At 68.2% G+C, this 19,621-nt stretch carries 19 protein-coding genes and 1 pseudogene; 8 read left to right on the top strand and 12 right to left on the bottom strand.

Annotated features, from left to right (window positions below):
- Window positions 1-43: 43 nt before the first annotated feature.
- Complete coding sequence (locus tag AC3A3X_RS01380; protein WP_487581257.1) at window positions 44-1,036, top strand: AAA family ATPase; 993 nt, start codon at window positions 44-46, stop codon at window positions 1,034-1,036.
- A gap of 121 nt (window positions 1,037-1,157) precedes the next feature.
- The gene (locus tag AC3A3X_RS01375; protein WP_487581357.1) at window positions 1,158-2,441 is read left to right on the top strand and encodes a DUF58 domain-containing protein; all 1,284 of its coding nucleotides are present in this window, start codon (window positions 1,158-1,160) and stop codon (window positions 2,439-2,441) included.
- 58 nt (window positions 2,442-2,499) lie between these two features.
- Here the strand turns inward: AC3A3X_RS01375 and AC3A3X_RS01370 are convergent, their stop codons facing one another.
- The 3 genes from AC3A3X_RS01370 to aroE all read right to left on the bottom strand — a co-directional run bounded on the left by AC3A3X_RS01370 (window position 2,500) and on the right by aroE (window position 4,222).
- A complete protein-coding gene (locus AC3A3X_RS01370; protein WP_487581256.1) occupies window positions 2,500-2,868 on the bottom strand; it encodes a hypothetical protein in 369 nt (122 codons plus the stop codon).
- A 221-nt stretch (window positions 2,869-3,089) separates the two neighbouring features.
- Complete coding sequence (locus AC3A3X_RS01365; protein WP_487581255.1) at window positions 3,090-3,353, bottom strand: YkgJ family cysteine cluster protein; 264 nt, start codon at window positions 3,351-3,353, stop codon at window positions 3,090-3,092.
- Between the two features lie 26 nt (window positions 3,354-3,379).
- Window positions 3,380-4,222, bottom strand: a complete 843-nt coding sequence (aroE, locus tag AC3A3X_RS01360) for a shikimate dehydrogenase (protein ID WP_487581356.1) — start codon at window positions 4,220-4,222, stop codon at window positions 3,380-3,382.
- Window positions 4,223-4,303: 81 nt separating this feature from the next.
- Here aroE and AC3A3X_RS01355 point away from each other — a divergent pair, with 81 nt between their 5' ends.
- Entirely contained in the window at window positions 4,304-5,218 is a 915-nt protein-coding gene (locus AC3A3X_RS01355) for a TolB family protein (RefSeq protein WP_487581254.1), read from the top strand.
- A 247-nt stretch (window positions 5,219-5,465) separates the two neighbouring features.
- Here AC3A3X_RS01355 and hemB read toward each other — a convergent pair whose 3' ends face one another.
- The 6 genes from hemB to AC3A3X_RS01325 form a co-directional block, all read right to left on the bottom strand.
- Window positions 5,466-6,458 (bottom strand): porphobilinogen synthase, encoded by a 993-nt coding sequence (gene hemB / locus AC3A3X_RS01350; RefSeq protein ID WP_487581253.1) that lies wholly within the window; start codon window positions 6,456-6,458, stop codon window positions 5,466-5,468.
- Window positions 6,459-6,639: 181 nt separating this feature from the next.
- Window positions 6,640-7,683 (bottom strand): sulfate/molybdate ABC transporter ATP-binding protein, encoded by a 1,044-nt coding sequence (locus tag AC3A3X_RS01345; protein WP_487581355.1) that lies wholly within the window; start codon window positions 7,681-7,683, stop codon window positions 6,640-6,642.
- A 199-nt stretch (window positions 7,684-7,882) separates the two neighbouring features.
- Complete coding sequence (gene cysW / locus AC3A3X_RS01340) at window positions 7,883-8,737, bottom strand: sulfate ABC transporter permease subunit CysW (RefSeq protein ID WP_487581252.1); 855 nt, start codon at window positions 8,735-8,737, stop codon at window positions 7,883-7,885.
- Window positions 8,730-9,602 (bottom strand): sulfate ABC transporter permease subunit CysT, encoded by an 873-nt coding sequence (gene cysT / locus AC3A3X_RS01335; protein ID WP_487581251.1) that lies wholly within the window; start codon window positions 9,600-9,602, stop codon window positions 8,730-8,732. The genes cysW and cysT overlap by 8 nt, the downstream gene beginning before the upstream one ends.
- Before the next feature lie 199 nt (window positions 9,603-9,801).
- Window positions 9,802-10,827 carry a sulfate ABC transporter substrate-binding protein gene (locus AC3A3X_RS01330; protein ID WP_487581250.1) on the bottom strand — a complete coding sequence of 342 codons (1,026 nt, stop codon included), beginning with the start codon at window positions 10,825-10,827 and terminating at the stop codon, window positions 9,802-9,804.
- A gap of 20 nt (window positions 10,828-10,847) precedes the next feature.
- Window positions 10,848-12,296: an OprO/OprP family phosphate-selective porin gene (locus AC3A3X_RS01325; protein ID WP_487581249.1), complete on the bottom strand. Its 1,449-nt coding sequence runs from the start codon at window positions 12,294-12,296 to the stop codon at window positions 10,848-10,850.
- A 285-nt stretch (window positions 12,297-12,581) separates the two neighbouring features.
- Here AC3A3X_RS01325 and AC3A3X_RS01320 point away from each other — a divergent pair, with 285 nt between their 5' ends.
- From AC3A3X_RS01320 to AC3A3X_RS01310, 3 genes and pseudogenes are all read left to right on the top strand, one after another.
- Window positions 12,582-13,295 carry a response regulator transcription factor gene (locus AC3A3X_RS01320; protein WP_487581248.1) on the top strand — a complete coding sequence of 238 codons (714 nt, stop codon included), beginning with the start codon at window positions 12,582-12,584 and terminating at the stop codon, window positions 13,293-13,295.
- A gap of 224 nt (window positions 13,296-13,519) precedes the next feature.
- A pseudogene (locus tag AC3A3X_RS01315) lies at window positions 13,520-13,777 on the top strand (hypothetical protein); the annotation flags it as partial.
- 33 nt (window positions 13,778-13,810) lie between these two features.
- Window positions 13,811-15,406: a YadA family autotransporter adhesin gene (locus AC3A3X_RS01310; RefSeq protein WP_487581354.1), complete on the top strand. Its 1,596-nt coding sequence runs from the start codon at window positions 13,811-13,813 to the stop codon at window positions 15,404-15,406.
- Between the two features lie 61 nt (window positions 15,407-15,467).
- Here AC3A3X_RS01310 and AC3A3X_RS01305 read toward each other — a convergent pair whose 3' ends face one another.
- From AC3A3X_RS01305 to AC3A3X_RS01295, 3 genes are all read right to left on the bottom strand, one after another.
- A complete protein-coding gene (locus AC3A3X_RS01305; protein ID WP_487581247.1) occupies window positions 15,468-15,716 on the bottom strand; it encodes a hypothetical protein in 249 nt (82 codons plus the stop codon).
- A 186-nt stretch (window positions 15,717-15,902) separates the two neighbouring features.
- On the bottom strand, window positions 15,903-16,895 hold the full coding sequence (locus AC3A3X_RS01300; RefSeq protein ID WP_487581246.1) for a chorismate transformation FkbO/Hyg5 family protein: 993 nt from the start codon (window positions 16,893-16,895) through the stop codon (window positions 15,903-15,905).
- Window positions 16,896-16,909: 14 nt separating this feature from the next.
- The gene (locus AC3A3X_RS01295; protein ID WP_487581353.1) at window positions 16,910-18,274 is read right to left on the bottom strand and encodes an NAD(P)/FAD-dependent oxidoreductase; all 1,365 of its coding nucleotides are present in this window, start codon (window positions 18,272-18,274) and stop codon (window positions 16,910-16,912) included.
- A gap of 291 nt (window positions 18,275-18,565) precedes the next feature.
- On the opposite strand from AC3A3X_RS01295, the gene AC3A3X_RS01290 reads away from it, so the two are divergent.
- Window positions 18,566-18,835: a phosphopantetheine-binding protein gene (locus AC3A3X_RS01290; RefSeq protein WP_200607697.1), complete on the top strand. Its 270-nt coding sequence runs from the start codon at window positions 18,566-18,568 to the stop codon at window positions 18,833-18,835.
- A gap of 18 nt (window positions 18,836-18,853) precedes the next feature.
- Window positions 18,854-19,552: a COG4648 family protein gene (locus AC3A3X_RS01285; protein ID WP_487581352.1), complete on the top strand. Its 699-nt coding sequence runs from the start codon at window positions 18,854-18,856 to the stop codon at window positions 19,550-19,552.
- The last annotated feature ends 69 nt before the right edge of the window (window positions 19,553-19,621 follow it).

Here is a 19,621-nt window from a genome sequence, read left to right as displayed (position 1 = left end):
CCAAGACCCTGATCACACACGCGTCCAAACACGAGTCCACGCCATGAACGCCGATACCAACCAGCCGCTAGTCCCGATCACCGGCGCCGCGCTGGCCGAACGCGCCGCCGCCGTGCGCGAGCAGGTCGGCAAGGCCTTCATCGGCCAGGCCGACGTGCTCGACCAGATCCTGATCGCCCTGCTCGCCGGCGGCCACGTGCTGATCGAAGGCGTCCCCGGCCTGGGCAAGACCTTGCTGGTGCGCGCGCTGTCGCGGGCGCTCGATTGCAGCTACGCCCGCGTGCAGTTCACGCCCGACCTGATGCCCAGCGACATCAGCGGCCATGCGGTGTGGAACCCGAAGAGCGAGACCTTCAACATCCGTCGCGGCCCGGTGTTCACCAACCTGCTGCTGGCCGACGAGATCAACCGAGCCCCGGCCAAGACCCAGTCGGCGCTGCTGGAGGCGATGGCCGAACTGCAGGTGACCATCGAAGGCCACAGCTTCCAGCTGTCGCCGCCGTTCCTGACCCTGGCCACGCAGAACCCGGTCGAACAGGAAGGCACCTACCCGTTGCCGGAGGCGCAGCTCGACCGCTTCCTGCTGAAGATCCTGATCGGCTACCCCTCGCGCGCCGACGAGAAGCGCATGGTCGCCGCGGTCAGCCAGGGCCGCAGCGCGTCCGACTTCGACCTGTCGCAGGTGCAGCGCGTGCTCGGCCCGCAGGACATCGCGGCGATGCAGGCCGGCACCGCGTTGACGACGGTCGACGATGCCGTGATCGATTACGCGGTGCGGATCGTGGCCGCCACCCGCGACTGGGCCGGCATCGCGCTTGGTGCCGGTCCGCGTGGCAGCCTGGCACTGGTGCGCGCCGCGCGCGCGCAGGCGGTGCTCGCCGGCCGCGACTTCGTCACCCCCGACGACATCCGCGAGATCGCAAAACCGGCGCTGCGCCATCGCATCGCGCTGGCGCCGGAACTGCAGATCGAAGGGCAGTCGCCCGACGACGTGCTGCACGCACTGCTGTCGAAGGTGGAGGCGCCGCGCAAGTGAGCCATGCGCTGAAGCGCCGCGACCTGCTCTCTCTCCCGCTTGCGGGAGAGGGCCGGGGTGAGGGCAAGCGGTGACCGACCCCGTCGCCGTGCGCCGCTCCCTGCCACGCCCTGCACCGGCGATGCTGTGGCTGCTGGTGCTGTGGGGCGCGCTCGGCATCGCAGTCGCGTTCAAGCTTGCACCGCTGCAGGCGTGGTCCACGGCCGGCCTGGGGTTGCTGCTGCTGGTCCTGTTCGACGCCGCCCAGGTGCTGAAACGGCCGACGCCGCGCGTGCAGCGCAGGATTTCCGACACCTGGCCGATCGGCATCGAGCGTCCGGTCACCCTGAACCTGGAAAGCGATGAGCACAGCCAGCGCCTGGACGTGTTCGATCTGCACCCAGGCGGCTGGCGCATGCACGGGCTGCCGCGTCGCGTACAACTGCGTCCCGGCGAAGCGGCTTCGTTCGACTACCACCTGTGCGCCAACGCGCGTGGCGACTTCCGCTTCGAAGGCGTGCAGCTGCGCCTGCATTCGCCGTTGCGGTTGTGGTGGCATTCGCGCGTGGCAGGCGTGGAGCAGGCGGTGCGCGTGTTCCCGAACTTCGCACCGCTGGCGCGCTTTGCGATGTTCAGTGCAGAGCAGGCCTCGCGCCTGGTCGGCGCGCACCTGCGCCGGCGTCGCGGCGAGGGCACCGACTTCCACCAGATGCGCGAGTACCGCATCGGCGACAGCATGCGCCAGATCGACTGGAAGGCGACCGCCCGCGCCCGCCGCCTGATCTCGCGCGAGTACCAGGACGAGAAGAACCAGCAGCTGGTGCTGCTGCTCGACACCGGCCGCCGCCTGCTCGCGCGCGACGGCGAGATGGACCATTTCGACCATGTGCTCGATGCCTCGCTGGTGGTCGCCTACCTGGCGCTGCGCCAGGGCGACGCGGTCGGCCTGCTCGCCAGCGGCGGCGCCAGCAGCTGGGTGCCGCCGCGCCGCGGTGTCGGCGCCATCGACGAACTGCTACGCGCCAGCTACGCCTTGCAGCCACAGCCGGTGGCCACCGACTTCCTCGCCGCCGCCACCGAACTGTCGCTGCGCCAGCGCCGGCGCTCGCTGGTGATGATGGTGACCAACCTGCGCGACGAGGACATGGACGACGTGCTCGCCGCCGTGCAGATGCTGCGCAAGCGCCATCTGGTCTGTGTGGCGAGCCTGCGCGAAGGCTCGCTCGACAGCGCCCTGGGCGAAGCCGTGCAGGACCTGTCGCAGGCGATCCGCGCTGGCGCCACCGCGCAGTATCTCGAGCAGCGCAATGCCGCGCACGAGGCGCTGCGCAATCACGGCGTGATGGTGCTGGACGTGGCCTGCGACAAGCTCGCCGCGTCACTGGTGGAGAAGTACCTTTCGGTCAAGCGCGACGGGTTGCTGTAGCACCGTCGCGCATTGCCCGGGCAGGGAGCAGGCGGTGCCCGACCTGCTCCCGCGCGACTCACGCGCCTTCGTGCTGGCTCTGCGGCCAGCCATCGGCCAGCGATTCCGACAGGCGCTTTTCCGGCACCCACTCGCCGAGCGAGTACTTGACGATGTAGAGGCCCATGACGGTGCCGATCGGAAACACCAGCATCGTGACCGCGCCAAGTACCAGCGATGCCATGCGTGCCCTGCAGGCATCCACACTGCCTGCGAGCAGGAAGTGCGCGGTCGCAAGGATGGCCAACGGCGCCGCGATCATCGCGATCACCATGGCCGGGTTGTTGCTGACTGCTGCGTAGATGAAGATCGCCGCGAGCACCATGACGACGCAGTAGATGCCCGCGATCATCCGGTGTGCGTGTGCCGCCTTGACGTGGTTTGCCATGCCTTCCCCCTGAGATAGTCCCCACTACCCAAGCCCGGCTGGTCCGATGTCGTGCCCCACCCGGTCCCTGGCGGCAGCCTATGGCAGTTCGGGCAGGCCGGCAAACGCGCGGCCAGGCAATCGGCGAGGCCCCCCATTCAGGGTCAATCAGATGTTGGAGCGAGCTTGCTCGCGAAGCACCTCACCGGGGCGGACACGCCTGATCGCGAGCAAGCTCGCTCCTACCGGGGTGATGGGTGCGTCAGCCGTTCCAGTTCGGCGAGCCCCGCCATCGCCGCGTCGCGATCGCTCCCGCACATGTCCTGCGCCGGTCGCAACGACGCGCAGAACGGTGGACGCTCGGGGCGGCCAAACAGCCGGCAGCGCAGGTCGTCATCCAGTTGCACGCACGGCATCCCGGCCGGCTTGCCATGCGGCATGCCGGGAATGGGCGAGGTGATCGAAGGCGCGATGCAGCACGCGCCGCAGCGGGCGCGGCAATCCATCGGTTGAGCCGTGTGTCGTGTCGCGATCAGTCCGCGGTGACCAGCACCGCGCGGTGCTCGCGCAGGAACTCGTAGCACGGGTCGGTATCGGGTCGCACGCCGTGCCAGCGCTGGAAGCTTTCGGCGGCCTGTTCGACCAGCATGCCCAGGCCGTCGATGCGGTCGTGCGCGCCGGCCGCATGCGCCCAGGCCAGGAATGGAATGGCGACTTCGCCATAGCTCAGGTCCACCGCCGCCGTGCGCGGCCCGGCCAGGGCCACCGGAAGATTCGGCAGGGCGGAATCGCGCGCGGCCGAAGTGGCGTTGATGATCAGGTCGAACGTGCCCAGCGAATTGACGTCGGCGAAGTAGCGCGGGTGCACACGGCCGGGCTGGGCCAGCACATCGGTCAGCGCGTCGGCGCGTTCGGGCGTGCGGTTGATGATGTAGAGATCGCCGATGCCGGCATCGAGCAGGGCCGGTGCCACGCCACGGGCGGCGCCACCGGCGCCGAGCAGCAGGGTGCGGCGCGAGCGCAGGTCCAGACCGTGGCGCTCGGTGAGGTCGCGGACCAGGCCGACGCCGTCGGTGTTGTCGCCTTCCCAGCCCGTGGCCGTGCGGATCAGCGTGTTGACCGCGCCGGCGCGGCGCGCGCGCTCGGTCAGCGCGTTGCAGCTGGCCGCTGCCCGGGTCTTGTGCGGCAGGGTGACGTTGGCGCCCAGGCCGCCCTCGGCCGCGAACTCCGCCAGCAGTGCATCGAAGTTTTCCGGCGCGGCGTCGAGCGCTACGTACTCAAGCGCGATGCCGGTCTGCTTGCCGAACGCCGCGTGGATCTTCGGCGACAGCGAATGCGCCACCGGATGGCCGATGACCGCGAAGCGCTTGACGATGGCGGGATTTGCGACAGAGGCGAAATTGGACACGGGCGACCCTCGCTTAGACTTGAGGCCACAGACACAGGAGAACGTTCCATGCGACGTGCAGCGGCCTTGCAGGGTTTGAGTCTACTCCCCGCCTTGGCGCTCGGCGCCTGGTTCGTGTCCGGTCCGGCGGCAGCGTTCCTGTCGGAGTTCGGCATCGAAGGCATGGGCGTGGTATCGACCAAGGCCAGCGAAGTCCGTGCAAGCGTCAGTCCGGACGGCAAGCGTATCGTCTGGGGCAGCACGGACCGTGAAGGTGGCCCCGGCGGTCGCGACCTGTGGCAGGCGACGCTGAAGGACGGTCGCTGGCAGGACGCCACACCGCTGCCGATCAATTCGGCATCCAAGGACTATGACCCGCTGTTCAGCGCCGACGGTCGCTGGCTGTACTTCTTCTCCGACCGACCTGGTGGCGTGGGCGGGGATGACCTGTACAGGGCGGCGGTGCTGGCCGGTGGTGGCTTTGGCAAGCCGGAGAACCTCGGCCCCGGCGTCAACACGCGCGGCAACGATTGGGCGCCGACCCCGAGCCGCGACGGCCGCCACCTGCTGTTCGCCAGCGATGGCCGCGGCGGTGCCGGCCGCCAGGACCTGTTCGTGGCGCGCTGGGATGGCGATGCGTTCAGCGATGCGAAGCCGTTGCCGGGCGTGAACACGGCCGGCGACGAACTCGACCCGGCCTGGCTCGGCGATGGCGAGGCGATCGTCTTCACCCGCTCGAAGAACGTGAGCGACCAGCCGGTGCGTTTGTTCGTCGCCCAGTGTGATGGCAAGCGCTACGACGACGTGCAGCCGCTCAAGCTCTCGTTCAATACCGAAGACGGCATCACCTTCGGCCCGGCGCTGGACTGGAACAAGCCGGGCGAGCTGCTGGTGACCGGCACGGCGAAGTCGCCGAAGGCGGGCAAGTACGACATCTACCGGATGAAGGCCCCCGCAGTGACGGGGAAAACGGGCTGCTTCTAGGGGCCAATTCCCCTTAACCGTCATTCCCGCGAAGGCGGGAACCCAGCGACTTCGGGTTTGCCATCAACAGCAACAGCAACATGGATCCGGCTTTCGCCGGGATGACGAATAGGGGGCCGTCATTCCCGCTGGGATTCCGTCATTCCCCTGGGATTCCGTCATTCCCGCGAAGGCGGGAACCCAGTGACGTTCAGCCGTCAGGGCAATGTCGCTGGGTCCCCGCCTTCGCGGGGATGACGGTCACTGCTCAGCCCATCTCGCGCAACCACCGCGCCGCATCGAGTGCGTAATACGTCAGCACGCCATCGGCGCCGGCACGCTTGAACGCGAGCAGCGCTTCCAGCGCAGTGGCGCGCTCATCGAGCCAGCCGTTCTGCGCGGTCGCCTTCAACATCGCGTACTCGCCGCTGACCTGATAGACGTAGGTCGGCACGCGGAACTCGTCCTTCACCCGGCGCACGATGTCCAGATACGGCATGCCCGGCTTGACCATGACCATGTCGGCGCCCTCGTCGAGGTCGAGCGCGACTTCCTGCAGCGCCTCGTCCGAGTTGGCCGGATCCATCTGGTAGGTGTACTTGTTGCCCTTGCCCAGCGCCGCGGCCGAGCCGACCGCGCTGCGGAACGGGCCGTAGAACGCGCTGGCGTACTTGGCGCTGTAGGCGAGGATCCGGGTGTTGACCAGGCCGGCTTCTTCCAGCGCATTGCGGACCGCGCCGATGCGGCCGTCCATCATGTCGCTGGGCGCGACCACGTCGGCGCCGGCCTGCGCGTGCGACAGCGCCTGCTTCACCAGTGCATCGACGGTCTGGTCGTTGAGGATGTAGCCGCTGTCGTCGATCAGGCCGTCCTGGCCGTGGGTGGTGTAGGGGTCGAGGGCGACGTCGGTGATCACGCCCAGTTCCGGGAAGCGCTGCTTGAGCGCACACACGGCGCGCTGGACGATGCCGTCTTCGCTCCAGGCGATCGCGCCGTCGGCGGTCTTGCCGTCGGACGGCACGCCGAACAGGGTCAGCGCGGGGATGCGAAGTTCAACAGCCTGCTCGGCTTCGCGCAGCAGTTCGTCGATCGACAGGCGCGATACCCCGGGCATCGAGGCGACCGGCTCGCGCCCGTCGCGTTCTTGCACGAACACGGGGTAGATCAGGTCGTTGGTGGTCAGGACCGACTCGCGCATCAGGCGGCGCGAGAACTCATCGCGGCGCATCCGCCGCGGGCGTACGTAGGGGTAGCTGCTCATGGCGCGGCATTGTACGCCCGGTGGAAGGGGCGTTCGGTGCGGGATGTGGTGGAATTCCTGCTCCCTCCCCTGCTTGCAGGGGAGTGTTGGGGAGGGGTTGAGCCGCATCGCGGCGAGTCGGCGCTGGCGCGCCTCCACCCCCTCCCAACCTCCCCCTGCAAGCAGGGGGAGGGGCATGAGCTCAAGCCGCAAACACCCGGTACCGCAGCGGCTCCAGCCCGATCGTGCTGCCCGGTGCCGGCGTGGTCACGCCCGGCGAGGCGACGAAATCCAGTTCCAGCGGCCGCGATTGCCCCTCCACGGCCAGCTCCAGGGTGATGCGGTCGGCCAGGCGGTGGGCGGCGATGACGAGCGCGGCGACACCGGCTTCCGGCGTGGCCGGGGCGATGTCGTGCGGCCGCGCATACAGTCGTGCCGGGCCATCGGCGACGTCCTGCGCAGGCAGCGCGATGGCATGGCCGGCGATGCGGAACTGGCCCTGCTCGACGCGCCCTTCCAGCACGTTGGCGCGGCCGATGAAATCGAACACGTAGTCCGATGCCGGCGCGCTGTAGATCTCGTCGGGCGTGCCGACCTGTTCGATGCGGCCATCGCGAAGTACCACGATGCGGTCGGCCAGCTCCAGCGCTTCTTCCTGGTCGTGGGTGACGAACAGCGTGGTCTGGCCGGTGCGTTCGTGCAGCTGCCGCAGCCAGCGCCGCAACTCGACGCGGACCTTGGCATCGAGCGCGCCGAAGGGTTCGTCGAGCAGCAGCACGGTCGGATCGATCGCCAGCGCGCGAGCCAGCGCGACGCGCTGCTTCTGACCGCCCGACAACTGCTCCGGGTAACGTCCACCGAACTCCGGAAGCTGGATCAGGCCCAGCAGCTCCTCGACGCGGCGCGCGATCGTCGCCTTGTCCGGCCGGCGCTTGCGCGGGCGGCTGCGAAGACCGAAGGCGATGTTCTCCGCCACCGTCATGTGCTTGAACAGTGCGTAGTGCTGGAACACGAAGCCGACATTGCGCTCGCGCAGGCTCAACCGGGTGGCGTCGTCCTGGCCGAACAGCACGCGGCCTTCGTCCGGATGCAGCAGCCCTGCGATCACGCGCAACAACGTGGTCTTGCCCGAGCCCGACGGGCCCAGCAGCGCGACGAGCTCGCCGGCCGCCACGTCGAGGTCGACGCGGTCGAGCGCGGCAACGCCGCTATAACGCTTGCCGAGCTGGCGGATGTGCAGGTCCATGCCGCTCCGTGCCGGGTGGGGCCGGCGGTTGAGTGGGGCGGACACGAGCGTGGCAGAGTCCGCGGCCGGGGTCACCTGCGCGGCCGGCGCGGGACCGCGCCGCCAGCCGGTGCCTGGGGCGCCGATCTCGGCGCCACCAATGCCTGCTGCGCCGATCTCGGTGGTGTCGGTCACAAGGGCGTCCAGCGCGCGGGCGCGGTCAATGTCGACGATGGGATTGCGCAAGGGCGTCGCCATGGCGTGCCTCCAGCCAGAACTTCAGGACAAGGGTGATCAGGGCCAGTCCGGCCAGCAGCGACGCGGCGGCGAACGCCGCGGTGCTGTCGAACTCGTTGTAGAGGATCTCGATATGCAGCGGCAACGTGTTGGTAAGCCCGCGGATGTGGCCCGACACCACCGACACCGCACCGAACTCGCCCATCGCACGCGCCGCGCACAGCAGCACGCCGTACAGCAGGCCCCACTTGATGTTGGGCAGCGTGACCCGGCGGAACATGGTCCAGCTGCCGGCACCGAGCGAGCGCGCGGCCAGCTCCTCGTCCGCACCCTGCTGCTGCATCAGCGGGATCAGCTCGCGCACCACGAACGGGAAGGTGATGAACAACGTTGCCAGGACGATGCCGGGCCGCGCGAACAGGATCTTGAGGTCGTGGCGCTGCAGCAGTTCGGCAAACCAGCCCTGCGAACCGAACAGCAGCACCAGGCACAGGCCGGCCACCACCGGCGACACCGCGAACGGCAGGTCGATCAGCGACAGCAGCAACTGCTTGCCGCGAAACTCGAAGCGCGTGACCGCCCAGGCGGTGAGCATGCCGAACACGGCGTTGACCGGTACCACTATTGCCACGGTGAACAGGGTCAGCTTCAACGCAGACAGCGCATCGGGCTCGGTCAACGAAGCGAACCATACGCCGATGCCCTTGGCGAAGGCTGCGCCCAGCACCATCAGCAGCGGCATCACCACCAGCGCGGCCATCACCAGCACCGCCAGAACGATCAGCGTCCAGCGCAGCCATGCCGGTTCCTGCAGGTCGTTGCGCGGACGGTTACTCACGACGCCGGCTCCTCTTCTCGTGCGCGAACAACGACGGGATCGCGTTGATCGCCAGCAGGCACACGAACGACGCCGCCAGCAGCAGCGCCGCTATCGCGACCGCGCCCGGATAGTCGTACTCCTCCAGGCGGATGGTGATGAGCAATGGCGCGATCTCGGTCCTGTAGGGCAGGTTGCCGGCGATGAAGATCACCGAGCCGTACTCGCCCAGTGCGCGCGCGAACGCCAGCGAGAAACCGGTCAGCAGTGCCGGCAGCAACTCCGGCAGCACCACGCGGCGCAGCGTGGTCACGCGTGAGGCGCCGAGCGAAGCGGCGGCCTCTTCCTGCTCGTGCCCAAGCGCTTCGAGCACCGGCTGCACCGTGCGCACCGCGAACGGCAGGCCGATGAACACCAGCGCGATCACGATGCCGATCGGGGTGTAGGCGATCTTCACGCCGAGCGGTTCGAGCCAGCGGCCGACCCAGCCATTGGCCGAGTAGATCGCGGTCAGCGAGATGCCGGCCACGGCGGTGGGCAAGGCGAACGGCAGGTCGACCAGCGCATCGAGCAGGCGCCGGCCGGGAAAGCGGTAGCGCACGATCACCCAGGCCACCAGCGCGCCGGCGAACGAAGCCGCCACCGCGGCGACGAATGCCGCGCCGAAGCTCAGCTTCAGCGATGCCTGCACGCGCGGGTCGTGGATGGCGCGCAGCCAGCCGTCGAGGCCGAGCCCGGCGGCGCGGATCGCCAGCGCCGCCAGCGGCAGCAGCACCACCACGCTCAACCACGCCAGGCCGAGGCCGAGGCTCAGGCCGAAGCCGGGCAACGGCTGGCGAAAGCGCGGGATCTTCAGGCGTGGCAGGGTCAGGGCGTGACTAGACATCTGTCGGTGGGTCGATTCCATGGCGCCAATGCGTCGATCAACCTCAGTAACCGGAAGCCGTCATCCCGGCGTACGCCGGGATCCAGGCCCATGGTCTCGAAGTCACGCGATGCGTCGTGCTTGATGCTCCGTTGCTGGATCCCGGCGTGCGCCGGGATGACGTAAAGCTCGTTTCGGCGCGCCGGGATGACATGAAGCATCACTTCGGCTGATAGATCTTGTCGAAGAACCCGCCGTCGGCGAAATGCTCCGCCTGCGCCTTCTTCCAGCCGCCGAACGCGCTGTCGATCGTCACCTGTTTCACCTGCGGGAAACGCGCCAGCTCGGCCGCCGGGACCTTGTCGGGTTCGGACGGTCGGTAACCATGCTTGGCCGCCAGACGCTGGCCCTCCGGCGTGTACAGGTAACGCAGGTAGGCCTCGGCCTGCTTGCGCGTGCCGTGCCGGTCGACGTTCTTGTCGACCCACGCCACCGGCGGTTCGGCCTTGATGCTCAGGCTCGGGATGACGATCTCGAACTTGTCGCGGGTGTCACCATCCGACAGCGTCAACAGCGCTTCGTTCTCCCACGCCAGCAGCACGTCGCCGATGCCGCGCTCGACGAAGGTGGTGGTCGAGCCACGCGCGCCGGTATCGAGCACGGGCACGTTCTTGAAGACGCGCGTCAGGAAGTCGACGACCTTGCCGCCGTCGCGATACTCCTGCGAGGCCCAGGCCCACGCGGCGAGGTAGTTCCAGCGCGCGCCGCCCGATGTCTTGGGATTGGGCGTGATCACCGCCACGCCCGGCTTGGCCAGGTCGCCCCAGTCGCGGATCTGCTTGGGGTTGCCCTTGCGCACCAGGAACACGATTGTCGAGGTGTAGGGCGCGCTGTTGTGCGGCAAACGCGTCTGCCAGTTGGCCGGAAGCAGCTTGCCGTTGGTGGCGATCGCGTCGATGTCGGCAGCCAGCGCCAGCGTCACCACGTCGGCCTCCAGTCCGTCGATCACCGAGCGCGCCTGCTTGCCCGAGCCGCCATGCGAGGCGCGGATCTTCAGCGTCTCGCCGGTCTGTTGCTTCCATTGCGTGGCGAAGCTCTGGTTGAACTCGGCATAGAACTCGCGGGTCGGGTCGTAGGAGACATTGAGAAGTTCGACGTCCTTCGCCATGGTCGTGCCGCCGGCCAGAGCCAGCGCGAAACCAAGGACAAGGGAGCTCAGAACGGTACGGCGTGAAGTACGGGTCATGGCACTTTCCTGGAGGAAGGTCAGAACGAGAACTGCGCGCGGGTGAAGAAGGCTTTTTCGTCTTCGCGGTCGGCGCCGGCAGCTGCGCCACCCTCGAAGTCGGTCTGCGTGTAGTTGGCTACCAGCTTGAAGTTGCTGTTGAGGTACCAGTTGACGCCCAGTCCCCACGTCTTGGCATTGCGTGCGGCGACGGCGGGGTCGGCGAACACCGGGAACGCATCGTCGTCGATGTCCAGTTCGCCGTAGCGCGCCACCAGCTCCCACGCCCCCCAGCCTGCACTGCCGACCGTAAAAGGATGGTTAGGCCGCGTTACGCCGCGGTAACCGGCGTCCTCGCCGGTGAGGACATAGCCGGCGACCAGCTGCCAGGCGGTGTTGTCGATCGCATTGCGCGCGCCCGTGGCTGGCAGTCGCACTTCTTGCTTCGAGCTGATGTACTCGCCGAGCACGCCGAAGGAGTTGCGGTACCAGTACGCCTGCGGCGACCAGCGGGTGTGTTCGCCGTCGGCGGCAACGGCGGCGCGATAGTTGAAGAACTGCACCTGCCCCGGCGTGCGATAGCGCGGCAGGAAGTTGTTGCCCACGCCTTCCTTGTCGCCGCTGCTGCCGGCGATGCCGAAGCCCAGGCCGGACAATGCGCTGCTGGCGTTCTTCCACGGCTCGACGAACAGTCGCGCGGCCACTTCGAAGTCGTTGTCGGGGTTCGAGGTCACCGCGTCGCGGCCGTCGACCGTCCCGTTGTAGACACCCACCACATAACTGACCGTGGACGAGGCCACGTCACCCTGCAACTGCACGCCGATGTCGCGATTGGGCGCCAGCTCGGTCGGGAATCCGCGCTCGATCAGCGCGGTCGCGCCGCCGCTCTGCAGCCGCTCCAGGCCGACCGGTCCCTTGACCTTGCCGATGCGAACCGTCGCGCGCGGGTCGAACTTCAGGTCGAGATAGGCATCGACGATGGTGGCGCTGTCGCCGGCGAACTCCGGCGTGAGGCGGAAGCCGATCAACGATCCCCAGCTGCCCTCGAAGGTCGGGCGGATGCGGCGGAACAGGAACGTGTCGTTCTGCGGATTGGCGTCGTCGTCGATGAAGAAGCGGCCATCGGCCTGGACCAGTGCCTTGAACTTCACCTCGACATCGCCCGGCGGCGGCGACTTCACCGACAGGCCCTTGCTGGCGCTGAGGCTGACGGTCGGGGTGCTGGCCGCGCGGGTGGCGGCATCCTCCGCCTGCAGCTCGAGCTTGCGTTCGATCACGCGCAGGCGCTGGTCGAGGTCGCTCAGTCCGGCGTCGCTGGCGCTGGCCGTGGCGGCCGGGGCGGTGCCCAGGCGCTGCTCGATGGCCTGCAGGCGGCGGGCGAGTTCTTCGACGGTCGGTGCGGTCTGGGCCTGGGCTGGCGCGACCAGCGCGCAGGCCAGCGCGCCGCTGAGCCAGGCCACGGGGGACGACGTTCGGTGCGGGGTCGGCATCGCCGGCTCCTGTTCAGGAATGGGGAAGGGACAGCAGGAGGCCGCGTCCGGGCGGCGTCCATGGCGCGACTCTGGCCGCGCCGCAGCCCGGAGGGAAAAGGTTTTGCGTCACCTGCTCATGCCCAAGAGGCATATGGGGGGGAGCGGCGCGGGCTGTACGGATGCTTTGCCAGCATCCCGGCATCAGATTGATCCCATAGACGGTGGTCGGAGCGCTGCCTAGCATCGCCCGCCGAATATCCCATTCAGTAAGGGCATTCGTGTCCGGATCGGGAAGCAGGATGAATGAAGGGATCGGCCGATACTGCAAGTGCGTTGCGGATAGCTCTGCTGGAAGGCGACCCAGCGTCGCAAGAACGTCGACTGAGGCCCGGGCTGGCGGCCTTCGGCTTCGACGTCAGCGCTTTCGACACGGTGGCATCGCTACGTGCGCAGTTGCAGGTGAAGCCGTTCCAGATCGCGCTGATCGGCAGCCGGCGGATCAACGGCGATGGTCCGCGGCTCGTCGGTGAGATTCGCAGCGGGTTTCCGCGCCTGGGCATCGTGCTTCTCGTTGATCGCGGAACCGAGGAAAAGTTGCGTGGCCTCGATAACGGCGCCGACACCTGCCTGGCCGAACCGGTCGACATCGAATTGCTTGCGGCCACCCTGCGCAGTCTCGCGCGCAGGCTCAACAATGTGCCATCGCCGCTGGAATCGAAGCGATGGCTCGTCAACGAGAATGCGTGGTGCCTGGTGTCGCCGTCGGGCGAGGCGGTGGCGTTGACCGAGGCCGAGCGGCGCGTACTGACCAGGCTGGCGGCGACGCCGGGGCAGGTGGTCACGCGCGAGGAGCTGATCGCGGCGCTAACCAGCAACGTGTACGACTTCGATACGCACCGTCTGGATTCGTTGATCTATCGCCTGCGCCGCAAGGTGGCGGATGCCTGTGGTCAGTCGCTTCCGCTCAACGCGGTGCATGGGCAGGGCTACGTACTCATCGGCGCGCATCAATTGTGAGTATTGGCGAGAACTCGTGATTGCTTGAGCGTGACGACGCGGCGAGCACGACCTTAGGCTTTGCAGCCGTCCTGTTCCGGCTAACGCACGGGCTCGCCTGTCGTTGAAGTGCGGCGCTGGACGACTGAAACGTAGCGATCACACCAGCAGCTGCTGCCAATCTGATCTGGCTGCTGTGGGCTCGCTTTGCCTTCGAAAACTGAAGTCACATTGGAGTCAAGTGCATGAGCAGGATCATCAGCCGTCGGAACAGTTGGCCGGCGCTCAATTCGGTTGCATTGTCGGTGGGTCTGGCGCTGCTGTCTTCGACGGCTTTTGCAAGCGATCCCAGCCTTACGATCGGCCCCGGCAGCGAAGCGCCGGGCGCGGGCGCCATCGCGCTTGGACAGGACGCGAAGTCGCTCGAAACCGACACCATCGCCATCGGCACGATGAGCGAGGCCTCGGGCGATTCCAGCATGGCCCTGGGGGTGAACAGCTCGGCCACGAACGCTTCCAGCATTGCGTTGGGGTCGGTGAGTCTGGCCAGCGGTGAGTCCAGCGTCGCCATGGGTCTGTACAGCCAGGCCAAGGCAGATTCCAGCGTGGCATTGGGCGCACAGTCTGTAGCTGACCGGGACAACACGGTGTCGGTGGGCGCCGCCGGCGCCGAGCGTCAGATCACCAACGTCGCCGCCGGCACCGAGGCAACCGATGCGGTCAACGTCGCCCAGCTCAACAGCCTGCAGGCGAGCGTCGAGGACAGCACGCGCTACTTCAAGGCCGATGGCGCGAACGACGGTAGCGATGACGCAGTGACAGGCGGCGTCAAGGCAGTGGCAGTCGGTGCCAATGCCAACGCCGCGGATCATCTCGCCGTGGCGGTCGGTGCCGACTCCGCGAGCAGCATTGCCAGCGTGGCCGCCGGTGCGGCCAGCCTGGCCCAGGGCGAAGCCAGCGTGGCCGTGGGATTCTTCAGCGAGGCCACCGCCGACGGCAACGTGGCGGTCGGGGCGGGTAGTCTTGCGCAGGCCGACAACAGCGTGGCGCTGGGTGCGCTGTCCGTGGCCGACCGCGCCAACACGGTGTCGGTGGGTCAGGCCGGCAAGGAACGCCAGATCACCAACGTCGCCGCCGGCAGCGAAGACACCGATGCGGTCAACGTCGCCCAGCTCAAGCAGGCAGGACTCGTCGATGGCACCGGCACATCGCTCGATGCGGTGGTTTACGACGCCGGTTCCGCCAAGGGCCAGGTCACGTTTGCCGGCGGTGCCGCCGGCACGCTGCTGACCAACGTCCGCGAGGGCACGATTGCCAGTGGCAGCCGCGATGCGGTCAACGGTGGCCAGATCGCGGCGCTGCGTGACAGCCTCAATGGCGCGATCAGCAATATCGACAACCGCGTCACCACGATCGAGGCCAACGGCGGTGGCAAGGGTGCACCGGACTTCGTCGCTGCCAACGGCACGCCGACACCGGCGGCGGTCCCGGCCAACGCCGGCAGCACGCCGGGCGTGGCCCTGGGCTACAACACCGATGCCAGTGGTGCAGGTGCTTCCGCCGTCGGCGATAGCGCCAAGGCCGCTGGCAGCAATGCCGTCGCGGTCGGCAACAACGCCAATGCCGCGGCTGCCAACTCGGTGGCACTGGGCAACAACTCGGTGGCCGATCGCGCCAACGCCGTGTCGGTGGGCTCGGCCGGCCACGAGCGCCAGGTGACCAACGTCGCTGCTGGCGCCAATGCCACCGATGCGGTCAACGTGCAGCAGCTCAAGACCGGCAACGCACAGACGCTGTCGTCGGCCAACGCCTACACCGACAGCCGCTTCCAGGGGCTGAGCGACGAGTTCTCCGGTTTGCGTGACGACGTGGGTTATCGCCTCGGCAGGCTCGATGACCGCATCGACCGCCAGGGCGCGATGAACTCGGCGATGATGAACATGGCGATCAACGCCGCCCACAGCCGCAGCCCGCGTGGACGCATCGGCGTCGGCGCCGGCTGGCAGAACGGCGAGAGCGCGCTGTCGGTCGGCTACTCCAAGGAGATCACCGACCGCGCTTCGATCAGCATCGGCGGTGCCTTCAGCAGTGACGACCGCTCGGCGGGCATCGGCTTCGGCATCGATCTGTAAGCGATTGCCGGGGTTCGAACGCAAGGGCCGCGCCTGTGCGCGGCCCTTGCCTGTGTCATCTTCAGATGATGCCGCCGCCGATACCCAGGCGGACGATGCCGACGATGATCACGATGCCGTTGAGGACCAGTCCGGTCTTGGCGCGACCGCGGTTGCCGGGGCTGGTGAACAGGATGCCGATCGCGGCGATGATGGCGCCGACGGCAGCGAACGGAATCAACAGCCAGTTGCCCCATCCAAGCAGCGGAATCAGTGCGATCACCATCCAGATCATGGCGACGATGCCCCAGAGCAGGCTGATCAAACCCATTGCGGTGTCTCCCCGGTCAGGTAGTGACGGTTGTGTTTGCACCATAGCCGGCTGCTGGCGCAACGCAAGTGACGGATGGCATCGACCCATACCCCGTCATTCCCGCGAAGGCGGGAACCCAGGGACGTTGCTCGCGGATTGCACGGAAGGCACTGTGTCCCCGCCTTCGCGGGGATGACGGCTTGATCAGGCGTGGACGCCGTCGATCTCCACCCGCAACTCGCGCCGGCACACCGCTGCGTGCAGCAGGATGCGCGGGACGTCCGGGCCCAGTCGCGTGTCCAGCTCCGCGGCCACCGCGTCCATCTCGTCGAGCTGGCGCACGTAGACCTTCAGGCGCGAGTGCGCGCCGAACTGCGCCGGCAGCGTCGAGCGTTGCGCCCGCGCGGCCGCCAGCAGGCTGTCGAAGTTGGCCAGCGTCTCGTCGAGTTGTGTCACCACCGAGTCGATATGGCGCGACTCATGGCCGACGATCGCGGCGGTGCCCGACAGCAGCAACGGCATCGCGCCGTCGGCCGGCGGCAACATCGCGCGGGCGAAACTCGGCGGCTGCGGGCCGTACTGGCGCGGGTAGCGGTAGGCACTGATCTGGCGCGGATTCTCCAGCGGCGTGCCCGGCACGCGCGCGGCCAGCCAGTACACCTGCAGGCGACGTTCGCTGTCGACGCGCCCGATCGCGGTCGCCGCCGGCAGCGACCCCGGGTCGATCGTGCCCAGGCCGCGGGCGCGGCCGACGCAGAACTGGCGGTAGCGCTCTTCGTCGCCCTCGCCGTGGGTGATGCCGTCGAGGTAGTTCCATACCCGCAGCAGGTGCGGGTAGCCGCGTTCCAGCAGGAACCCGGACAGTCGCGCATACAGGCGTCCGGAGGTCGCTTCGATGTCGCTCATGCCATCGGGGCCAGCCGCTTCGTCCAGCTCGATCGCGCCGAACTGCAGTGCGCCGTCTTCGGCCCAGGCGACATCGCCGTCGCGGCCGCGGATGACCGGTCCGCTGCCGCGCCACACTTCGAACGGCGCCGGGCCATGCGGCTGCAGCGCGACGCGCAGGTAGCGCGGATCGTCGTGGTGCGGGGCGTGACTGCCGAAGCCGATCACCGCCAGGGTGTCGTTGTCGTCCAGCAACGGCTGCGGGTCGGACGCATCGACGTAGTCCACCGACAGGTGGGGCGGCTGCAGCATGGGGCGTACGGCGCTCACGACAGCAGGTCTCCGCTGCCCGGCTGCAGCGTGTCGCGACCGCCGCCGAGGCCGACATCGACGCCGACCTGGCGTCGGCGCCGCAGCCAGCCTCGCAGCGCCTTGGGCGCCATGCTCAGCGCCGTCATCGCATAGATGAAGCGGAACAGGCGCAGCCGGCGCAGCACCGCGGGGTTGTCGAAGACGTCGCCGGCCAGCATCGAGATCACCGCCTGTTCGACCTGCCAGTAGTTGCGCGGGTGGTTGAACAGGTGGCGCATCACCGGCGTGGTGAAGCGGTAGATGAACCACTGGAAATGCTTGAGGCCACGCTTGAGGCGTTTGCTCATCGCGCGCTGCAGCGCCGCTTCGCGGGACGGTTCGCGCAGTGCGCCATCGACGACCTGCGCGGCCTGCTCGGCGCTGTTCATGCCCAGGTACACGCCCGAGGAGAACACCGGATCGACGAAGGCATAGGCATCGCCGACCATGACCCAGCCCGGGCCATGCATCTGCGTACAGGTGTAGGAGTAGTTGCCGGTGACGTGCACCGGGGCGATGCGCCTGGCGTTGCGCATGCGCTTCCACACCGACGGTTCGGACTCCAGTGCCTTCATCAGGAACGCCTCGGTCTCGCCGCGACGCTGCTTGAGGAACTCCGGGAAGCAGACCGCGCCGACGCTCATCACGCCCTCGCGCAGCGGGATCAGCCACATCCAACCGTGGGCGAAGCGCTGCACGGTGATGTTGCCGGCGTCCTCGCCGGGGCGGCGCTCGACATCGCTGAAATGGCTGAAGATCGCCGCCGACTGGTGCAGCGGATTCTTCTTCTTGAGCTTGAGGTGGCTGCCGAAGAAGGCATCGCGGCCGCTGCCGTCGACGATGTAGCGCGGCTTGATCGTGATTGCGTTGCCGCCTGCATCGCGCGCGTGCACCAGGTGCGGGCAACCGTCGCCAGCGAACTCGACGCGCTCGACGCGATGGCCCTCGCGCGCATCCACGCCGTTGGCCTGGGCGTGCCGGAACAGCACTTCGTCGAATTCCTCGCGCTTGACCTGGTAGGCGTAGCCGAACTGCGGGTTCAGTGCGCGCTCGAAGCGGAAGGTGTTGTAGTTGTCGGCATCGATCGGGAACTCGGCGCCCGGCTTGAAGGTGCCGATCGCCTTGACCTGGTCGAGCACGCCCAGGCGCTCGAGGATCGGCAGGTTCATCGGCAGCAGCGATTCGCCGATGTGGAAGCGCGGGTGGCGGTCCTTCTCCAGCAGCAGCACGCGCCAGCCGCGACGGGCCAGCAGGGTGGCGGCGGTGGTGCCGGCCGGGCCGCCGCCGATCACCAGTACGTCGGTGTCGATCGGATCCGGGTGGGGGCGCTGCGCATTCAGGTCCGCGGCCGCGGTGGCGTCGGCCGGTGCGGGGGCAGTTGCGGTTTCGGTCATGTGCGAATGATACGGGAAGGCCCCCCTCTCCCTGGCGCTTCGCGCCTGTCCCTCTCCCACAAGGGGAGAGGGAGCCATAGCAATCCTGGCGTTGCCCTCTCCCCTTGCGGGAGAGGGACAGGCCGCCATAGGCGGCCCGGGAGAGGGGGACCGGTTGCGCACAGCGCCGCGATGCCGGATCGTTGCGCCCCTTGAACGCCCTTTGCCCCATCGCCCTTTAAAACCGTGGATTGCCCGATGTCTGAACAAAGCCCCGTCGAACGCGAGCTGGCGCAGCTGCTGGTCGAAAGTCTGAACCTCGAGGACGTGGCGCCGGAGCAGATCGAGCCGGAAGCGGCGCTGTTCGGCGAAGGCCTGGGTCTGGATTCGATCGACGCACTGGAACTGGCGCTGGCGATCTCCAAGCGCTACGGCTTCCAGCTGCGCTCGGACAGCGACGAGAACCGGCGCATCTTCGCCTCGCTGCGCGCGCTGGCCGCGCATATCGAGCAGCACAAGACCGCCTGAGCGCGGCTACCCAGGCGCATTCCCGTGAATCCAGCCGCACTGCTGCCGCTGATCCTGGCGGTCGCCTACCCGTTGCTCGCCCACTGGGCCAGCGAAGACGGCGGCGGCGCGTCGGCGGCGATCGCACTGGCCGATCTGGTGGTGCTGGTGCTGGCCGGACCGATGATCGAACGCCGTATCTGGGCCTGGGCGCTGGCGCTGCTGCTCGGCGCCGGTCTGGTCTGGCTGGCCGGCACGCCGTACGCGCAACTGCTGTTGCTGGCGCCACCGATGGTGTTCGTCGGGCTGGTCGCATGGCTGTTCGGCCGCAGCCTGGTTGCGCCGCGCGAGGCGTTGATCACGCAGATTGTTGCTGCGATGGAACGCACCCTGCCGGCCGCGCTGGCACCGGAGCTGTACCGCTATTCGCGCCGCCTCACCGCCGCCTGGGCCGCTGTGCTCGCGCTGCTTGCGCTGGCCAACGGCGTGCTGGCGACGATCGCCGCGCCTGGTGGCGTGCTGGCGCGGCTCGGCCACGTCCCGGCACTGTCGATCACGCAATCGCAGTGGTCGTTGTTCGCCAACCTGGCCAACTACGGCATCGTCGGCGGCTTCTTCCTGGGCGAGTACGCGCTGCGGCGGCGGCTGTTCCCGCACCGCCCGTACCGCAACCTGTTCGACTTCCTGCGGCAGATGGCCGCGCTTGGCCCGAAATTCTGGCGCGATCTGTTCGCCTGAACCGCCCGCTGCGCTAAGCAACTCTGAACAAGTCGAATGTCGTCCCGAGCGCAGCGAGGGACCTGTTGT

The sequence above is a fragment of the Lysobacter sp. Soil_N_23 genome, from assembly GCF_057656135.1.
The sequence above is the reverse complement of the archived record's forward strand: the minus strand, read 5'-3'. Positions and strand labels throughout refer to the sequence as shown.

What these genes read in the sequence shown, in the direction of transcription:
- AC3A3X_RS01380 (WP_487581257.1), top strand. Translation starts at nt 44, where the DNA reads ATGAACGCCGATACCAACCAGCCGCTAGTCCCGATCACCGGCGCCGCG.
- AC3A3X_RS01375 (WP_487581357.1), top strand. Translation starts at nt 1,158, where the DNA reads ATGCTGTGGCTGCTGGTGCTGTGGGGCGCGCTCGGCATCGCAGTCGCG.
- AC3A3X_RS01370 (WP_487581256.1), bottom strand. Translation starts at nt 2,868, where the DNA reads ATGGCAAACCACGTCAAGGCGGCACACGCACACCGGATGATCGCGGGC.
- AC3A3X_RS01365 (WP_487581255.1), bottom strand. Translation starts at nt 3,353, where the DNA reads ATGGATTGCCGCGCCCGCTGCGGCGCGTGCTGCATCGCGCCTTCGATC.
- AC3A3X_RS01355 (WP_487581254.1), top strand. Translation starts at nt 4,304, where the DNA reads ATGCGACGTGCAGCGGCCTTGCAGGGTTTGAGTCTACTCCCCGCCTTG.
- hemB (WP_487581253.1), bottom strand. Translation starts at nt 6,458, where the DNA reads ATGAGCAGCTACCCCTACGTACGCCCGCGGCGGATGCGCCGCGATGAG.
- AC3A3X_RS01345 (WP_487581355.1), bottom strand. Translation starts at nt 7,683, where the DNA reads ATGGACCTGCACATCCGCCAGCTCGGCAAGCGTTATAGCGGCGTTGCC.
- cysT (WP_487581251.1), bottom strand. Translation starts at nt 9,602, where the DNA reads ATGTCTAGTCACGCCCTGACCCTGCCACGCCTGAAGATCCCGCGCTTT.
- AC3A3X_RS01330 (WP_487581250.1), bottom strand. Translation starts at nt 10,827, where the DNA reads ATGACCCGTACTTCACGCCGTACCGTTCTGAGCTCCCTTGTCCTTGGT.
- AC3A3X_RS01325 (WP_487581249.1), bottom strand. Translation starts at nt 12,296, where the DNA reads ATGCCGACCCCGCACCGAACGTCGTCCCCCGTGGCCTGGCTCAGCGGC.
- AC3A3X_RS01320 (WP_487581248.1), top strand. Translation starts at nt 12,582, where the DNA reads ATGAAGGGATCGGCCGATACTGCAAGTGCGTTGCGGATAGCTCTGCTG.
- AC3A3X_RS01305 (WP_487581247.1), bottom strand. Translation starts at nt 15,716, where the DNA reads ATGGGTTTGATCAGCCTGCTCTGGGGCATCGTCGCCATGATCTGGATG.
- AC3A3X_RS01300 (WP_487581246.1), bottom strand. Translation starts at nt 16,895, where the DNA reads ATGCTGCAGCCGCCCCACCTGTCGGTGGACTACGTCGATGCGTCCGAC.
- AC3A3X_RS01290 (WP_200607697.1), top strand. Translation starts at nt 18,566, where the DNA reads ATGTCTGAACAAAGCCCCGTCGAACGCGAGCTGGCGCAGCTGCTGGTC.